Consider the following 15,507-nt stretch of genomic DNA (forward strand, 5'->3'; position numbering starts at 1 on the left):
AACTCTTAATGAAACGACTAATTGTTGATCTTGATGGGACACTAACTCAAGCCAATACTTCCGATTATAAAAACGTCCTACCGAGAATGGATGTGATTGAACAACTGCGGAATTATAAGCAAAAAGGGTTTGAGATTGTGATTTCAACGGCGCGTAATATGCGCACTTATGAAGGTAACGTCGGCAAAATCAATATCCACACTCTTCCTATCATTATTGAGTGGCTAGATAAACACCAAGTTCCGTATGATGAAATTTTAGTGGGCAAACCTTGGTGTGGGCACACCGGCTTTTATATTGATGATCGCGCCGTACGCCCTACCGAATTTGCCTCAATGAGTTTGGAAGAGATCCACCAACTCCTCGAGAAGGAAAAATCATGTTCCTGATAATGTCTGGTGCCTATGTCGGGCAAGAATTGGAATCTGAATTTGGGCGTATTCCACCTAGCTTTCTACCTTTAGGCAATCGACCTCTTTTCCAACATCAAGTCGCTTTAGCGCCGCAGGGGGTGCAGATCTATCTCTCCTTGCCCGAGTCGTTTACCATCTCAGAAATCGACAGTCAGTGGCTTGAGCAGCATCAGGTGACGATTATCGCTACGCCTGATGGACTGAGCCTTGGCGCTTCTTTGGTTGCTGCACTCAATATTAGTGGCCACTCACTTAATGCACCACTGCACATCCTCTACGGTGATACGCTTTTTAATCAACTTCCTGTTGGAGATGATATTGTCAGCGTTTCCACCGCGAAAGACAGTTATAACTGGGCCGTATTGACTAATGATGAAGTTGATTGGCTACAAGATACCAACACTCCAATGAATCACGAAAGTCAGCGGATTATCGATGGCTACTTTAAATTCAGCCGCCCACGTGAACTGGTTCGCAGTATTACACAGAGTGAGTGGCAATTTATTGCTGGTCTTAACCGCTATCATAAAAACGTAGGCTTAAGTGCCGTCAACTCGATTGGCTGGCTCGATTTTGGTCATGTGAATACTTACTACCATTCCAAAGCTGAATTCACAACTCAGCGTGCCTTTAATGAGCTCACTATAACCGCCAAATGGATTGAAAAATCGAGCATCAAAAGCCAAAAAATCGCAGCTGAAGCTCACTGGTTTGACAATCTGCCGATGGCGATGCGTGGCTTCATTCCACAATATTTAGGCAGCCAAAACAGCGAGGGGAAAATTTCCTATCGTTTAGAGTATCTCTATCTAACGGCGCTGAATGAGTTATTCGTTTTTTCCAAGCTGCCGAGTCAAATCTGGCAAAAAATCTTAGTCAGCGCGGTGGAGTTTTTAAGCCTGTGCCTTGAGCAACCTACCAAGCCGGATGATCCCATCAATACTCTCGACATACTGTTTGCCGATAAAACCACTCTACGCCTTAACGAATTCTGTGCATCGCGGCACATCTCTTTAGACGATAAATGGCAGTTTGCAGAACAAGAGGTTTCGCTCGCGCAAATTCTGCGTGATAGCCAAAAACATCTGCCTGATGGCAAACCCTTGTTAGGGGTCTTACACGGTGATTTCTGCTTTAGCAACATTTTGTATGACTTCCGAGCCAACAAAATTAAGACGATTGACCCTAGAGGGATGACGCCTGACGGGCAGAAAACACTGTATGGTGATATCCGCTACGATTTAGCCAAGCTGAGTCATTCAATTCTTGGTTTGTATGATTGGATTATTGCCGGTTACTACCATGTTGAGATTGGCGACAAAGCGATCGAATTAAAGATTGCCGAACAGAGTCATCATAAAGAGATACAACAAGGTTTTATCGAACTAATTGAACAGACTTTCGGACTAACAGCCAAAAATCTCTACGCGATGCAAATTCAACTATTCCTTTCCATGTTGCCTTTGCATGCCGATGATCGCCGTCGCCAAGATGCCTTGTTTGCCAATGCGTTCCGTCTCCATCAAATTTTATTGAGGCTTGATCAATGATTGTGATCCCAATGGCGGGAATGAGTTCTCGCTTCTTTAAAGCCGGTTATACCCAGCCCAAATATATGCTTGAAGCCCACGGTCAAACCCTGTTTGAACACTCGGTCAACAGCTTTGCTGCCTACTTTGCTAGCACTCCGTTTCTGTTTATTGTGCGTAATGTTTACGACACCGCAACGTTTGTGCGCGAAAAAGCCACCCAGCTTGGCATTAAACAGTTTTACATTGCTGAATTGCATACAGAAACTCGCGGCCAAGCCGAAACGGTGACTTTAGGCTTAGAAGAACTTGCAAAACAGGGCGTAGACCATCAAGGCTCGATCACAGTGTTTAACATCGACACATTCCGTCCGAATTTTGTATTCCCTGACATTAGCCAGAACAGTGATGGCTACTTAGAAGTGTTTCAGGGCAGCGGTGACAACTGGTCTTTCGCCAAACCAGAACATGCTGGCAGCACCAAAGTGATCCAGACCGCCGAGAAAAATCCGATTTCCGATCTCTGTAGTACAGGGCTTTATCACTTCAATCGTAAAGAGGATTACTTGGAAGCGTATCACGAATACGTTGCCAGACCGAGCCAAGAATGGGAGCGAGGCGAACTATACATTGCGCCACTCTACAATTTGCTCATTCAAAAAGGGTTGAATATTCACTACCACTTGATCGCACACCATGAGGTCATTTTTTGTGGCGTGCCTGATGAGTACACGGACTTTTTGAGACAACCATGATCAAGATTGATGATGAAGCGATCACCTTTGTTGTGCAGGGACCGGTGCAAGCCGGTGCCGGTCGTCAGCAAATAGCCGGCATCACAGAGCAGTGTTTGAACTCTATACGGCGCTTTTTTCCTAAATCGACCATCATTCTGTCGACTTGGAAAGGGCAGCCGCTTGATGGGCTCGATTACGACCAAGTGTTGGAATTGGATGATCCCGGCTCAAATTCCGTTTTTTATGACGGTCAGCCGATCAAACTTAATAATAACCGTCAAATGTACAGTACCCATATGGGGCTGAAAGCGGTAAAAACGCCTTATGCGGTTAAGCTACGTACCGATAACCTGCTTACTGGTCGCCAATTTGTTGAGCTGTATGAACAATATGCCGATATCCCCAGAGCGCAGAATTATCAATTTTTGACTCAGCGAGTGCTCACCAGCAGCACGTTTTTTATTTCGAGCCACTATGGGCATCCGGTTCATTTTCATAAAAGCGATCTGTTTGACTTTGGCCTGACTCAAGATCTCCTGACCATTTGGTCTGATCGCTGGATACCAGAACTTCACTTCACGCTTAAACCAAGCTACAAAGCACGCCATCCAGCAACAGAGCAAGTTTTATGTCTGAATTGGATCTCAGCGCTACTCGGTGAAGAGCATCATATCGAGAGTAAAACCGGCGATCATGCTGGCTTAGGTGAAGACTTTTGGCCACAATTTATGGCCAATAACTTACTCATGGATAGCCCAGAAAAAATCGGATTGGACGTAACTGACCGCTTCTATAAACGAGGTAATCTTGCACTTGAGTATGATCTTAAAGATTGGTTGTATCTTAACCAAATAACATCAATACCACGTGATAAGAAACGTCTGTACCGTTACTATAAAAATAAAGTTGGCCGTATACTTAAAAAGCTCCATTCTTTGAGTTAAATATCACTCTCTAACGGCTGTGTTGCCTAATTTAAATAAAGGTAAATCAGCCCAGAGTGCATACCTTTTAAACAGCATAACGAGTTTCAGGCATACCTAGCCCTACAAGTTTGTTCAACACTTTGATCATGGAGTAATTTTTATTCTTCAGTTTTACAATTAGAAATAATAATAAACGCTTCAGTACTCCAATGAATCCCTCGCTTACCCACTTCTTTTTCAAACGATCGCTTCAATCGTTCCAGATTTCCTTGTTTCCAGCTATTCCCGCCCTGCTGATAACATTTATCAAAATCAATAATCCATATCTTCTCTTGGTCATCAATTAAGATGTTATGAATATTGAGATCGGTGTGATTGACTTGTGCATCGTGCATTTTTCGGATTTCTCGACCTATTTTTTCATACATTTCGGTCGGTAATGGGCGTTCTTGTAAAATAGACACCAGATCGCGGGCGTTCGGGATTTTTTCGCTGAGTAAATCTGCCTGATAGCAAAAAGTGCGCTTCACTGCTCGCGCTGCAATCGGACGTGGAACATTCACCCCAGCCTCTCTCAGGGTATTGAGTAATTCGAATTCTTGAAAACTGCGAGTTTTCTGCCAACCTGAAAAAAGGTAGTGGTCACTCACTAACTTACCGAACAATCCACCACGCTTATAATGGCGTAGTGCAGCCTCTACCTTTTCAGCTTGTACAAACCATGTTGTGCCACGTCCAGTAGCACTCCCAATCACTTTACCGGCTTGTTGCCAAAATTCGGGACTGAAACAATGCAGAGGATTTTCCGCCAACAAATGCTCATCATACCAAATCGTTTGATTCTCTTTTTTCAGCGTTTTCATTGTTCCACTTTTGCCATAACGGTATCAACTTAACCCAACCACCTCTCTTGGTATTTTACATTTATCAGCGCTGTCTGCATAATTCTTACTAACTTTCTCTATACCGATGTCACTTATGGCTCTTTTTTCTTCCGCTCCTTGCTCTATTTGTGTATTACGACTGTCAGCTATTGGTGATGTTTGCAATGCAGTAGCCGCTGTGCAGGCGATTCAACATCAGTGGCCTGAAACCCAAATCACATGGATCACCGGAAAGCTAGAAGCACAATTGATTAATGACTTGCCGAATGTGAGCGTGATTGTATTCGACAAAAAACAAGGGTGGAAAGCGTATAAAAAACTGTGGGCAGAACTCAAAGGGCAATCATTCGATGCCCTATTGCATATGCAATATGCGTTTCGCGCCAGTATTGCCACGCTTGGCATTAAGGCTAAATATAAACTCGGTTTTGATGTAGCCCGCAGCCAAGATTTCCAACACCTATTTACCAATGTAAAAGTGACATCGCCTCAAGCACCTCATGTATTAGATGGCTTACTCGCGTTTGCAGAGTGCCTTGGAGTCAAAAAGCAAGAACCTAAGTGGTCACTAACTTACTCGGATTCTGATCATCAATGGGCTAAGCTGCAACTTTCAGATTCAAAGCGTAATTTAGTCGTGGTTCCTGCCGCAAGTAAAGCCTATAAAAATTGGACCGCTGAAGGTTATGTAGAAGTGATAACTCATGCTCAACAACTCGGTTGGCATGTCATTTTGGCGGGTAGCCCTGCGCAAATTGAAATTGATCTAGCGGCCGAAATAACGAGTAAACTTACTCAGCCGATATTTAATCTAGTCGGTAAAAGCCAGCTTAAAGAAATGTTGGCCCTACTCGACTTAGCCGATTTAGTGATAGCCCCAGATACAGGTCCAACGCACATGGCCAATGCGATGAATACACCTGTATTGGGGTTGTATGCACACCATAATCCACTGCGTACTGGGCCTTATCAATACCGCGATTATGTGGTGTCGGCCTACGAAGAAGCACTGTTTGCAGAAACGGGCAAAACGAAAGACCAAGTAAGTTGGCGTACCCGCGTAAAAGACAAACAAGCGATGCAACGCATTCAACCGCGCAATGTGATCCAAATGTTCGATAAAATGGTCACTGATTTTCAGCTAGCCCCCATTTCAGAGGAATTATTGTGAGCAAACCTACTTTAGCCGTTGCGCTGATCGTTAAAAATGAAGCGCAACATCTGCAAGCTTGCTTGGAAACTGTTCATCAATGGGTAGATGAAATCGTCATCTTAGATTCAGGTAGCAGTGATAATACCGAAGAGATTGCGCGCCGTTATACTGACAAGTTTTTTGTCAACTCGCAGTGGCCAGGGTTTGGCCCACAGCGCCGCTTAGCGCAGTCATATGTCGAGTCTGATTATGTGTTGTGGTTAGATGCAGATGAACGCGTGACCAAGGAGTTAAAAGATAGTATTCAACAAGCGGTCGCTGCTAATAAACCCAATACACTGTATCAATTTGCCCGTTTAAGTTGGGTTTTTGGCCGCTATATTCGTCATTGTGGCTGGTATCCGGATCGGGTATTGCGCCTCTATCCGACTCAATTAACTCAATACAATGATGCCTTAGTACACGAAAAAGTCGAAGTGGCTGATGGAATGAAAATCGCTAAGCTTTCTGGCGACGCGATTCACTATACCTACAACGATATTCATCACTACTTAGTAAAATCTGCTGGTTATGCTAAAGCTTGGGCGGAACAACGAGAAAAACGCGGTAAAAAAAGCAGTATTAGCCAAGGTCTTTTGCATGCTATTGGCTGTTTTTTGAAAATGTATGTTGTAAAAGCAGGCTTTTTAGATGGTAAGCAAGGCTTCTTGCTCTCTTTATTATCGGCGCACTCAACCTTTGTTAAATACGCCGATTTATGGGTTAGAACCAGTACTGAGCCACCCAAGGATTAAGCTCAGCTAACACGGCATTAATATCAATGCGGCTCATATCAGTCTGAGTTTCTTTGTCCGCTGCTTGCGGTGGACAAAATGCAATGTGGCGGCCTTGTGAGTTCAATGGCCGCCAACGAAGTGGTGTGGCTGAACGTTTGGCGGGGAAAAATCCAACGGTTGGTACATCAATCGCTGCAGCAATATGTAAAGGCCCAGTTGAGCCTGCTATAAAAATATCAGCGCAAGCAATCGAGCGTGAGAAATCAACAAGCCCTTCATTTTTATCATACAGTGCCGCTCTTCCACCTTTTTCTGCAATTAATGCGTTTAATTGCGCCGCTTTCACCTCTTCACCAGGCCCTGCCGTGAGGATAATTTCTTTCTCGCCATCAAGCCCCATCACTAACTGCGTGTATTGCTCTAGCGACAAATTATTCGCCGAACCTCCGCTTCCGGCGTGTACAAACACCCACGGTTTACTGGTATCGAGATGAAGTTGCGCTGCCAGCTTGCTTTTTTGTTCAGCAAGCATCACTTGGTCAAATTGCAAATAAGGTGCGCTCGGCTCGACAACCTCTTTACCAATATCATGTAAAAAAGCGCGCACCAAATCCAAGTTATATTCATATTCCGGTTTTGCAGATTGAGAACGTTTTTGCTTAATTCGTTTGTTGTAAAAAATTTGAGCGAATTTAGTCGCTGGCGCTAAACGATAAGGAATACGAGATTTCCAAACTAATAGTGCATTGTAAGTGGTCGAGAATAGGTTGATAGAAGCATCAAAGCGTTGCTGTTTAATCGCTTGAATGCATTGCTTTTTCTGCGCAGAGGACGCGTTATCTGTTGGGTCGACCATCACCGCATCAATCCATGGGCAAAGCTTCGCCAAAGCTACCGTATAATTGGGCACTAATGCGGTAATATGACAATCAGGCAGCGATGCTTTCAACATCGCAAAACTTGGCCATGCCAGCATAAAGTCACCAATTTTGTCGTTACGGATCACCAACAACTTCTTCATCGTCTCTTCTCTCGTTTTGTCTCGCTGTCTATTGCGGGTTACATCATACCGAGTTCAATAGGTTATTTTGAGTCTTTTTGTTACTATCAATGCGAGCTAACTGTTATGAGTCTTCCGTTGTGAGTCAAAAAAAAATCTCTCGCGTTATTTACCCAGGCACTTTTGATCCCATTACCAATGGTCATTTAGATCTTATTGAGCGTGCCGCCAGCATGTTTGATGAGGTGATCATCGCGGTTGCCGCCAGCCCAAGCAAAAATACCATGTTTACTTTAGAAGAACGGGTCGCGTTTGCCAGTCAAGTGACCCAACACCTAGGCAGCGTTACTGCTAAGGGGTTTTCAGGGTTAATGGTCGATTTCGCACGCAATGAAAAAGCCAATGTGCTGATCCGAGGTTTGCGTACTACGGTCGATTTCGAGTATGAATTTGGTTTAACCAATATGTATCGCCGCCTAATGCCAGGGCTAGAAAGCGTATTCCTAACGCCATCTGAAGAGTATGCGTTTATCTCTTCAACTATTGTGCGTGAAGTGGCTATTCATGGCGGCGAGGTGGATCAATTTGTCCCTGAGATCGTCGCTAAAGCGCTACATAGCAAAAAAATCTAACACTTATTGGTCCAACCTACTTTTGGCAAGAAGAGCAAAAAAATGTATTTCGTTGAGCTATTTTTTGCTCTTCAATTGCTTCACCACACACAGGGCAAGGCTGCTTTGCTTTGCCGTACACATTGAGTTCTTGAGCAAAATAGCCCGGTTTACCATCCGCTTGAGCAAAGTCTTTTAAGGTGGTACCACCTTGTTGTATCGCGCTCGCCAGTACTGATTTTATCTTGCTCACGAGGCGAACCCACTCACCCTCTGAGATTGAATTGGCAGGTCTTGTCGGGTGGATTCGCGCATTAAACAGTGATTCACTCGCATAAATATTACCGACCCCCACCACAACTTTGTTTTCCATAATAAATTGTTTAACGGCAATACGCTTATTCTTCGCTTTATGAAGCATATAATCGGCGCTGAATTCTTCGGTTAATGGTTCAGGCCCAATATTACTGAGCACCGAGTGACTTTGCCCTTTTTCACACCATAACCACGCACCGAATCGACGCGGATCGTTGTAGCGCAAAACTTTACCATTGGTCAGCTTGAGATCAACGTGATCATGCTTACCCGCAGTAAAATCGCAATCGAGTACACGCAATGAACCCGACATGCCCAAATGAACAATTGCACTGCCAATGTCCGTTTCTATTAACAAATATTTAGCTCGTCGCGAGATGGTGCGAATCACTTGCCCTTCTAACTGTTTCAATTCTTGCGGAATATCCCAACGCAATTTAGGAGTGCGAAAAGTCATTAATTGGATAGTTTGCCCAACCAAATGAGGGGTAATTCCCATTTTACTGACTTCAACTTCTGGTAATTCAGGCATAGTACTTCTCGGCTGTGTGTTGATTCAACGGACGATAAAAAATATCTCCTTCCTACTTGAAGCGGCAGCGGTGTTGGCTAGGTTTGCTCACCCAATCACATCGTTTATCTTTTCTCATGGTGATGAACTCACTTGCCGCCTGCCTACAATTTCAAGCGGTTTGAATATCGAAAGTTTATTGTGGAAAAAGAAAATTCCTACCTGCAGAGACGGCTATCCATTTGTCTTGCCAATTTTTTAATAACCAAAATTGCGGTGTTTGATAATAGGTGATCCTTTGTGGCTCTTCCTGATCGGTATACCAAACTTCGACCGTTTGTGGATTACGCAAAATAGGAGATAACGAATCATAAGTCGCATCATCGACTTCCGTTCCCACTAAATTTTGCCAACGTTGAGCCAATATTTCAGGTGCTACCGAGACTGGTTGGCTGGAACGCCAACGGCTTTGGTTCAATTCAAGCGACCAATCAGGAAAATGCAAAGCTTGTAACTGCGCTGTTGGGTTCAATAGATGAGGATATGGGTTAACAGGCTGGTCAATAAGATAGGTTTTGATCACGGTTGGTAAGTTAAGAATGGCAATAAAGGCGATGATGGCCAATATAAGAATGTTATTCCAACGACGGCGATTAATACGCATGACGGCTATCCTTAAGAGTTTGTCTTCTCAATCCCACGAGCGAAGGTTGTTCTGTCGATAACTTAGCACATTCTCACCACTGCGGAAATTCTTATCCCCTCCCTAGCGGGCGAGGTTTGTGGTCAATATCACGCCCGAAGTTATACCCAAGCCACTTAAAGTTGCAGGTAGGAAGGTTATATATCCTAAATAACAGGCAATAAAAAACCCAGCCTAAGCTGGGTCTTTCAATACTTCCAAAGAGGGAAATCAATTACTTGATTTTGCCTTCTTTGTAAAGAACGTGCTGGCGAACTACTGGATCAAATTTCTTGATCTCAAATTTGCCTGGCATGTTACGTTTGTTCTTGTCAGTTGTGTAGAAGTGACCAGTACCTGCAGAAGATATTAGTCGAATTTTCTCACGAATGCCTTTAGCCATTGTTCAATTCCTCTTAAACGTTTTCGCCACGTGCACGGATATCAACAAGAACAGCATCGATGCCTTTCTTATCAATAATACGCATGCCTTTAGCAGTTAGACGTAGTTTAACAAAACGTTTTTCGCTCTCTACCCAGAAACGATGAGTTTGTAGGTTCGGCAGAAAACGACGCTTAGTAGCATTTCGTGCGTGTGAACGGTTGTTACCCGTTACTGGACGCTTACCAGTTACTTGGCATACTCGGGACATGAATGTCTTCTCCAAATCGTTTCAGCTCGATATCAACCTTGGTGGCCGAACCTCTTTCTCGATGAATTAAGAAGTTTGAGGTTAAAAACCGTTATGGAAAATCCATACAAGGCTATCAAAGGTCGCGTATTATACTAACTTGACATGCATTGCTCAAGACCCGAACAGATCCTTTTTACGGATTTGGTGATCTTTTTTTAAGCAGAGCTGATTTAGGTTGATAATTTAGTGGGCGAATCATACCAGAATAATCTTAACTCACAACATAAAATGTGATTCAAATCCACCCTCTTTCTGCAAAAGAAACCACCTCTCCATCCCCAACCACAAAATGATCGAGGACACGGATGTCTACAACGGCCAGAGCATCGGTTAAGCGGCACGTTATTCTGCGATCGGCTTGGCTAGGCTCAGCAACGCCTGACGGATGATTGTGCGCTAAAATTAATGCCGCGGCATTATGCTGTAGCGCTCTTTTTACGACTTCGCGCGGGTAAACGTTGGCCGCATCAATTGTGCCTTCAAATAGCACTTCATCACTAATCACGCGATGCTGATTATCTAAAAATAATATATAGAAGGCTTCACGCTGGCGATCTCGCAATACGCTCGACAAATACAATTTGGTTTGTTCTGGGCTGGTTAATGCGTCTCCTCTTTTTAAAGTTTCCGCTAAATAACGCTTGGTCATTTCCAAAACGGCCTGTAATTGAACGAACTTTGCTTCCCCTAACCCTTTATGACGACAAAACTGATCCTGATTAGCAGAAAAAAGCGCTCGTAGTGATCCAAACTCTCGCAATAAAAAATCTGCAAGCTCTAAAACATTCATTCCTTGAGTGCCAGTGCGTAAGAAAATGGCTAATAGTTCCGCATCGGACAATGCTTGTGGGCCTCGAACCAGCAATTTTTCACGTGGCATAGATTCCAATGGCAATAGTTTAAGGCTCATTGTTCAATTTCCGTTTAACAAACAAGGCCCATTCAAGCCAATAAAAAATGAAAACCGCAATTGGTGTTCTTTGATTTGCGATTCACCATCGTGTTTGCTGAAATTGATAAAACTATTAAAGCTTAAAATTCCCCACTAGTATGCGCCTCTTTTACTTATACCGACTCAAACACCATTTACTCACCACGTTCTTGGGCGACTTTAACTATAGCAATACGTTGAATTTTGATTTTCGTCATTTTGAATGCTTGTTCTACAACCTAACAGTGTCAGTCAGTTGTGGTAATATGCCAGCAGAAATATTGGAGATAGACCATGCAAACACTCGCTGGAAAGAAGATTCTGCTCGGCATTAGTGGCGGTATCGCTGCCTATAAATGCGCAGAGCTAACGCGCCGTCTGATTGAACGCGGCGCTCAGGTTCAAGTAGTGATGACTCACGCCGCCAAAGAATTCATTACCCCTCTCACTATGCAGGCTGTGTCGGGCCGCCCGGTTTCCGATAGCTTGCTTGACCCAGCAGCAGAAGCGTCGATGGGCCATATTGAGCTCGCCAAATGGGCAGATTTAGTGCTGCTCGCACCCGCAACGGCTGATTTAATTGCACGCATGGCGGCGGGAATGGGCAATGATTTGCTCACCACTTTGATCCTTGCAACCGATGCCCCTGTTGCGGTATCTCCAGCAATGAATCAGCAAATGTATCGCAATATTGCTACGCAAGAGAACATTGCAACACTTGCACGTCGTGGTATGACAATTTGGGGGCCCGCAGCGGGTGAACAAGCGTGTGGTGATATTGGCCCAGGTCGTATGCTAGAACCCATGCAGTTGGTTAACCATTGCGAAACCTTTTTCCAAGCCGATTCTCTACAGACTTCACCTTTACAAGGTAAATCCATATTAATTACCGCAGGTCCAACCCGAGAGGCGATAGACCCGGTACGCTATATCACCAATCACAGTTCAGGAAAAATGGGTTACGCCATTGCCCAAGCAGCTGCCAAACTTGGTGCTGATGTGACCTTAATTAGTGGCCCAGTCAATTTAGCGACACCACAGCAGGTACAACGTATTGATGTAGAAAGCGCGAGCGACATGTATCAAACGGTAATGCAGCATGCTCAATCTCATGACGTGTTTATCAGTTGCGCGGCAGTGGCAGACTACAGACCACAGATAGTTGCCGATCAAAAGATCAAGAAAACCGACGACAGCGACCAAATGACGCTGACGATGGTTAAAAACCCAGATATCGTCGCCAGCGTTGCAGCAATGACAGAACATAGACCGCTTACTGTTGGCTTTGCCGCAGAAACACAAGATGTCGAAAAATACGCACGCAATAAGCTGATTAACAAGAAATTAGATATGATCTGTGCCAACGATGTTTCTGTTGCAGGACAAGGTTTCAACAGTAACGATAATGCGTTGACCGTTTACTGGCAAGGTGGCGAACAAGCTTTACCTTTAAGTTCAAAAGCGGAATTAGCGCGCGCTCTGATGCTATTAATCAACGACAAAATGTAAATGTATCCCAACGTTCTTTGCGTGCTTACTGTCGCGGTTTAAGAACGTTGGGTGCTAAAATCATCATCAAGTTCAATCATTTTCATTTTTACGCTACGCAGTCCGAAGGCTGTCCGTTAAACTAACTAGCTTAACGAACAATAACTTCGCTGAAAAAAGCACGTGGTAACTAAAAGGAAATCGGGTCATGGCCGTCAATAAAAAAAACAATCGTCGTGAAGAGATTCTGCAAGCTCTTGCTGAAATGCTCGAATCAAGCGAAGGTGCATCTCGTATCACCACGGCAAAACTGGCTAAACAAGTGGGGGTGTCAGAAGCCGCTTTATATCGCCACTTCCCAAGTAAAGCTCGTATGTTTGAGGGCTTGATTGAGTTTATTGAAGAGTCATTAATGTCGCGTATTAATCGCATTTTGGATGAAGAAAAAGATACCCTCAGCCGCATTCGCTTAGTACTGCAACTGATCTTAGCCTTTTCAGAACGCAACCCCGGCCTAACACGCATTTTATCTGGCCATGCTTTAATGTTTGAAAACGAGCGGCTGCGCGAGCGCATTAACCAGTTATTTGAACGCATTGAAACCTCACTACGTCAGATACTGCGTGAACGTAAACTGCGTGAAGGAAAGTCATTTCCCGTTGATGAAACCATCTTGGCCGCTCAGCTGCTTGGTCAAGTTGAGGGGAGTTTGAATCGCTTTGTTCGATCTGATTTTAAATATCAACCTACCGCTAACTTTGAAGAATACTGGGCACTGCTTAGTGCTCAAATTCAGTAGCGGTTTAACAACGAAAGAAAGTTATGAGTAAAGAAAAGTACGGTAAACCTGAATTTAGCTTCTCCTTATTACATCCCAAGTATTGGGTTGTGTGGTTTAGTTTTGGCCTGCTTGCGCTGCTAGTGAACGTGCTACCTTATTCTGTTTTACTCAAAATAGGGCGTAAACTTGGTGCGTTGGGCATGCGTTTTGGTAAAAAACGGGTATTCATCGCACAGCGTAATTTGGAACTCGCTTTTCCACAGAAAAACACCGATGAAATCAATCATATCGTTAGTGAGAATTTCAAAAATACTGGCATGGCACTGATTGAAACTGGCATCACTTGGTTTTGGCCGACATGGCGTTTTGCACGAATTTTAGACATCAAAGATGTCGAGGAATTAAAACGTAAACAGGCTGAAAACAAAGGTGTATTGCTGTGCTGCGTACATGCGCTTAACCTAGAAATCACAGCTCGCGCCTTTGGCGTGATTGGTTTACCAGGCTACGGTGCGTATCGTCCTCATAGCAATCCCGCTTATGAATTCATTCAATATCGTGGGCGCACACGCAATGGCAATAAGCTTATTTATCGTACTGATCTAAAACAGATGATCCGCGTTCTAAAACAAGGCGAGCGTCTTTTCTACTTACCTGACCAAGATTATGGCCACAACAAATCGGTATTTGTGCCTTTCTTTGCGGTAGAAGAAGCCTGTACCACAACAGGGACCAGTATTCTTGCTTACACCAGCAAATGTGCCATTGTTCCTGGCTCTGGTTTTAGGAATGCTCAAGGAAAATATGAAATCATCGCCGACAAATCGATTGATGCAGACTACCCTAAAGATGATATGACCGCTGCTGCGGCCTACATGAATAAATACGTGGAAGAGGTTATTCTACGTGCGCCAGAACAGTGGATGTGGCTCCATAAGCGTTTCAAATCTTTACCAGACGAAACGTTAACTAACTCTCGCTATTTGTAACTAGAAAAGGTTTTGCTTTCAATGAGCAACAACGAAAACAGCACTGATAAATATCTACACAACCCCACATTCCAATGGTCTTTTTTACACCCAAAGCATTGGGGGACTTGGCTTGGGATTGTCTTTGCCGCCCTGTTCGCTTTCATGCCCCCAGCATGGCGAGATGGTTTAGCACGAAAATTATCAACATTTGCAGTACGTAAAAATGGCCGTGTGGTACGCCGAGCTCGAGTCAATCTGGAGAAATGTTTTCCAGAAAAATCCGCGCAAGAACGCCAAGCTATTTTGGAAGAAACGTTTGTCAAAGCAGCACAATACATGCTCGGTTATTCGGAGTTTTTGGTGCGCTCAACCAAACACAACCAAAAACGCGGCATCATGATTGGTGAAGAAAACTTATTGCCATTGTTAGATGCTGGCGAGAACGTGATTATTCTCGCGCCTCACGCTTGGGCAGTTGATTACCCTGCCGTAATGCTCGCGGCAAAAGGTTACAAAGTGACAACCATCATGAAGCCACAGCGCAACCCTATCGGTGATTGGTTAATGCACGTCCAACGCATGCAATATGGTGGCCGCATTTTTGCGCGTGATGCTGGAGTCAAACCGTTTGTACGTTCAATTAAAGATGGTTATTTGGGCTACTGGCTACCCGATGAAGATTTTGGCGCAGCCAACTCTGTATTCGTCCCTTTCTTTGCCACCGAAAAGGCGACCTTAAAAGGCTTTGGTAAAATGGCACGCTTATCAAAAGCGAAAGTGGTGCCTATTTTGCCCGCGTACAATGATAAAACCTGTAAGTATGAGGTGCATATTCTCCCTGCCTTAGAAAACTTCCCTACTGGTGATGAAGAGCAAGATGCGCGCGCGATGAATAAAGCGATCGAAGATTTAGTCACACCACGCCCTGAACAATACATGTGGAATTTATCACTGTTGAAAACGCAGCGTGATGGCTCGGAAATTTACGACAACTCGCACCATGGCGATCAAAGTTAATCAATAGAATAACTAAGCTAATAACAAATAAGCCCCGAGCGACAAACTCGGGGCTTTCATTTTTCAATAAGTTGCTCTGCGATTAGC

18 protein-coding genes are annotated in these 15,507 nt (G+C 44.1%); 11 read left to right on the top strand and 7 right to left on the bottom strand.

Going from position 1 to position 15,507, the window contains the following annotated elements:
• Positions 1 to 8: 8 nt before the first annotated feature.
• From EYW48_RS10005 to EYW48_RS10020, 4 genes are read left to right on the top strand one after another with little or no spacing between them, the layout of a single operon-like run.
• Complete coding sequence (locus tag EYW48_RS10005; RefSeq protein WP_274677784.1) at positions 9 to 389, top strand: HAD-IIIC family phosphatase; 381 nt, start codon at positions 9 to 11, stop codon at positions 387 to 389.
• A complete protein-coding gene (locus tag EYW48_RS10010; RefSeq protein WP_277432346.1) occupies positions 380 to 1,963 on the top strand; it encodes a capsular biosynthesis protein in 1,584 nt (527 codons plus the stop codon). Before EYW48_RS10005 ends, EYW48_RS10010 begins: the two co-directional genes overlap by 10 nt.
• Positions 1,960 to 2,697, top strand: a complete 738-nt coding sequence (locus EYW48_RS10015; protein WP_261916484.1) for a glycosyltransferase family 2 protein — start codon at positions 1,960 to 1,962, stop codon at positions 2,695 to 2,697. The genes EYW48_RS10010 and EYW48_RS10015 overlap by 4 nt, the downstream gene beginning before the upstream one ends.
• The gene (locus EYW48_RS10020) at positions 2,694 to 3,623 is read left to right on the top strand and encodes a WavE lipopolysaccharide synthesis family protein (protein ID WP_277432347.1); all 930 of its coding nucleotides are present in this window, start codon (positions 2,694 to 2,696) and stop codon (positions 3,621 to 3,623) included. Before EYW48_RS10015 ends, EYW48_RS10020 begins: the two co-directional genes overlap by 4 nt.
• A 140-nt stretch (positions 3,624 to 3,763) precedes the next feature.
• Here EYW48_RS10020 and EYW48_RS10025 read toward each other — a convergent pair whose 3' ends face one another.
• On the bottom strand, positions 3,764 to 4,468 hold the full coding sequence (locus tag EYW48_RS10025; RefSeq protein WP_277432348.1) for a 3-deoxy-D-manno-octulosonic acid kinase: 705 nt from the start codon (positions 4,466 to 4,468) through the stop codon (positions 3,764 to 3,766).
• 115 nt (positions 4,469 to 4,583) lie between these two features.
• Between EYW48_RS10025 and EYW48_RS10030 the strand changes: the two genes are divergently transcribed.
• Both EYW48_RS10030 and EYW48_RS10035 read left to right on the top strand, forming a co-directional pair.
• Complete coding sequence (locus EYW48_RS10030) at positions 4,584 to 5,660, top strand: glycosyltransferase family 9 protein (RefSeq protein ID WP_274684023.1); 1,077 nt, start codon at positions 4,584 to 4,586, stop codon at positions 5,658 to 5,660.
• Complete coding sequence (locus tag EYW48_RS10035; protein ID WP_277432379.1) at positions 5,651 to 6,436, top strand: glycosyltransferase family 2 protein; 786 nt, start codon at positions 5,651 to 5,653, stop codon at positions 6,434 to 6,436. Before EYW48_RS10030 ends, EYW48_RS10035 begins: the two co-directional genes overlap by 10 nt.
• Here the strand turns inward: EYW48_RS10035 and EYW48_RS10040 are convergent.
• Positions 6,405 to 7,439 carry a glycosyltransferase family 9 protein gene (locus EYW48_RS10040; protein WP_277432349.1) on the bottom strand — a complete coding sequence of 345 codons (1,035 nt, stop codon included), beginning with the start codon at positions 7,437 to 7,439 and terminating at the stop codon, positions 6,405 to 6,407. The genes EYW48_RS10035 and EYW48_RS10040 overlap by 32 nt on opposite strands.
• 119 nt (positions 7,440 to 7,558) lie before the next feature.
• Here EYW48_RS10040 and coaD point away from each other — a divergent pair, with 119 nt between their 5' ends.
• Positions 7,559 to 8,050: a pantetheine-phosphate adenylyltransferase gene (gene coaD / locus EYW48_RS10045; protein WP_053309709.1), complete on the top strand. Its 492-nt coding sequence runs from the start codon at positions 7,559 to 7,561 to the stop codon at positions 8,048 to 8,050.
• Positions 8,051 to 8,066: 16 nt separating this feature from the next.
• On the opposite strand, the gene mutM is transcribed toward coaD, so the two are convergent.
• The 5 genes from mutM to radC all read right to left on the bottom strand — a co-directional run bounded on the left by mutM (position 8,067) and on the right by radC (position 11,142).
• Positions 8,067 to 8,876: a bifunctional DNA-formamidopyrimidine glycosylase/DNA-(apurinic or apyrimidinic site) lyase gene (gene mutM, locus EYW48_RS10050; protein ID WP_261916364.1), complete on the bottom strand. Its 810-nt coding sequence runs from the start codon at positions 8,874 to 8,876 to the stop codon at positions 8,067 to 8,069.
• 175 nt (positions 8,877 to 9,051) lie between these two features.
• Positions 9,052 to 9,519, bottom strand: coding sequence for a hypothetical protein (locus tag EYW48_RS10055; protein WP_277432350.1), 468 nt, complete (start codon positions 9,517 to 9,519; stop codon positions 9,052 to 9,054).
• A 253-nt stretch (positions 9,520 to 9,772) separates the two neighbouring features.
• Positions 9,773 to 9,940 (bottom strand): 50S ribosomal protein L33, encoded by a 168-nt coding sequence (rpmG, locus tag EYW48_RS10060; protein ID WP_010318992.1) that lies wholly within the window; start codon positions 9,938 to 9,940, stop codon positions 9,773 to 9,775.
• A 13-nt stretch (positions 9,941 to 9,953) separates the two neighbouring features.
• Entirely contained in the window at positions 9,954 to 10,190 is a 237-nt protein-coding gene (gene rpmB / locus EYW48_RS10065) for a 50S ribosomal protein L28 (protein ID WP_004728407.1), read from the bottom strand.
• Positions 10,191 to 10,467: 277 nt separating this feature from the next.
• Positions 10,468 to 11,142 (bottom strand): DNA repair protein RadC, encoded by a 675-nt coding sequence (gene radC, locus EYW48_RS10070; protein WP_274684021.1) that lies wholly within the window; start codon positions 11,140 to 11,142, stop codon positions 10,468 to 10,470.
• Between the two features lie 315 nt (positions 11,143 to 11,457).
• On the opposite strand from radC, the gene coaBC reads away from it, so the two are divergent.
• The 4 genes from coaBC to lpxM all read left to right on the top strand — a co-directional run bounded on the left by coaBC (position 11,458) and on the right by lpxM (position 15,420).
• Positions 11,458 to 12,672, top strand: a complete 1,215-nt coding sequence (gene coaBC, locus EYW48_RS10075) for a bifunctional phosphopantothenoylcysteine decarboxylase/phosphopantothenate--cysteine ligase CoaBC (RefSeq protein WP_277432351.1) — start codon at positions 11,458 to 11,460, stop codon at positions 12,670 to 12,672.
• 187 nt (positions 12,673 to 12,859) lie between these two features.
• Positions 12,860 to 13,450 carry a nucleoid occlusion factor SlmA gene (slmA, locus tag EYW48_RS10080; protein WP_277432352.1) on the top strand — a complete coding sequence of 197 codons (591 nt, stop codon included), beginning with the start codon at positions 12,860 to 12,862 and terminating at the stop codon, positions 13,448 to 13,450.
• 23 nt (positions 13,451 to 13,473) lie between these two features.
• Positions 13,474 to 14,421 (top strand): Kdo(2)-lipid IV(A) acyltransferase, encoded by a 948-nt coding sequence (locus tag EYW48_RS10085; RefSeq protein ID WP_171980915.1) that lies wholly within the window; start codon positions 13,474 to 13,476, stop codon positions 14,419 to 14,421.
• A 21-nt stretch (positions 14,422 to 14,442) separates the two neighbouring features.
• The gene (gene lpxM / locus EYW48_RS10090; RefSeq protein ID WP_053309716.1) at positions 14,443 to 15,420 is read left to right on the top strand and encodes a lauroyl-Kdo(2)-lipid IV(A) myristoyltransferase; all 978 of its coding nucleotides are present in this window, start codon (positions 14,443 to 14,445) and stop codon (positions 15,418 to 15,420) included.
• Positions 15,421 to 15,507 lie beyond the last annotated feature (87 nt).

Origin of the sequence: Vibrio sp. 1180_3 (genome assembly GCF_029478545.1) — a bacterium.
Lineage (GTDB): Bacteria > Pseudomonadota > Gammaproteobacteria > Enterobacterales > Vibrionaceae > Vibrio > Vibrio aestuarianus.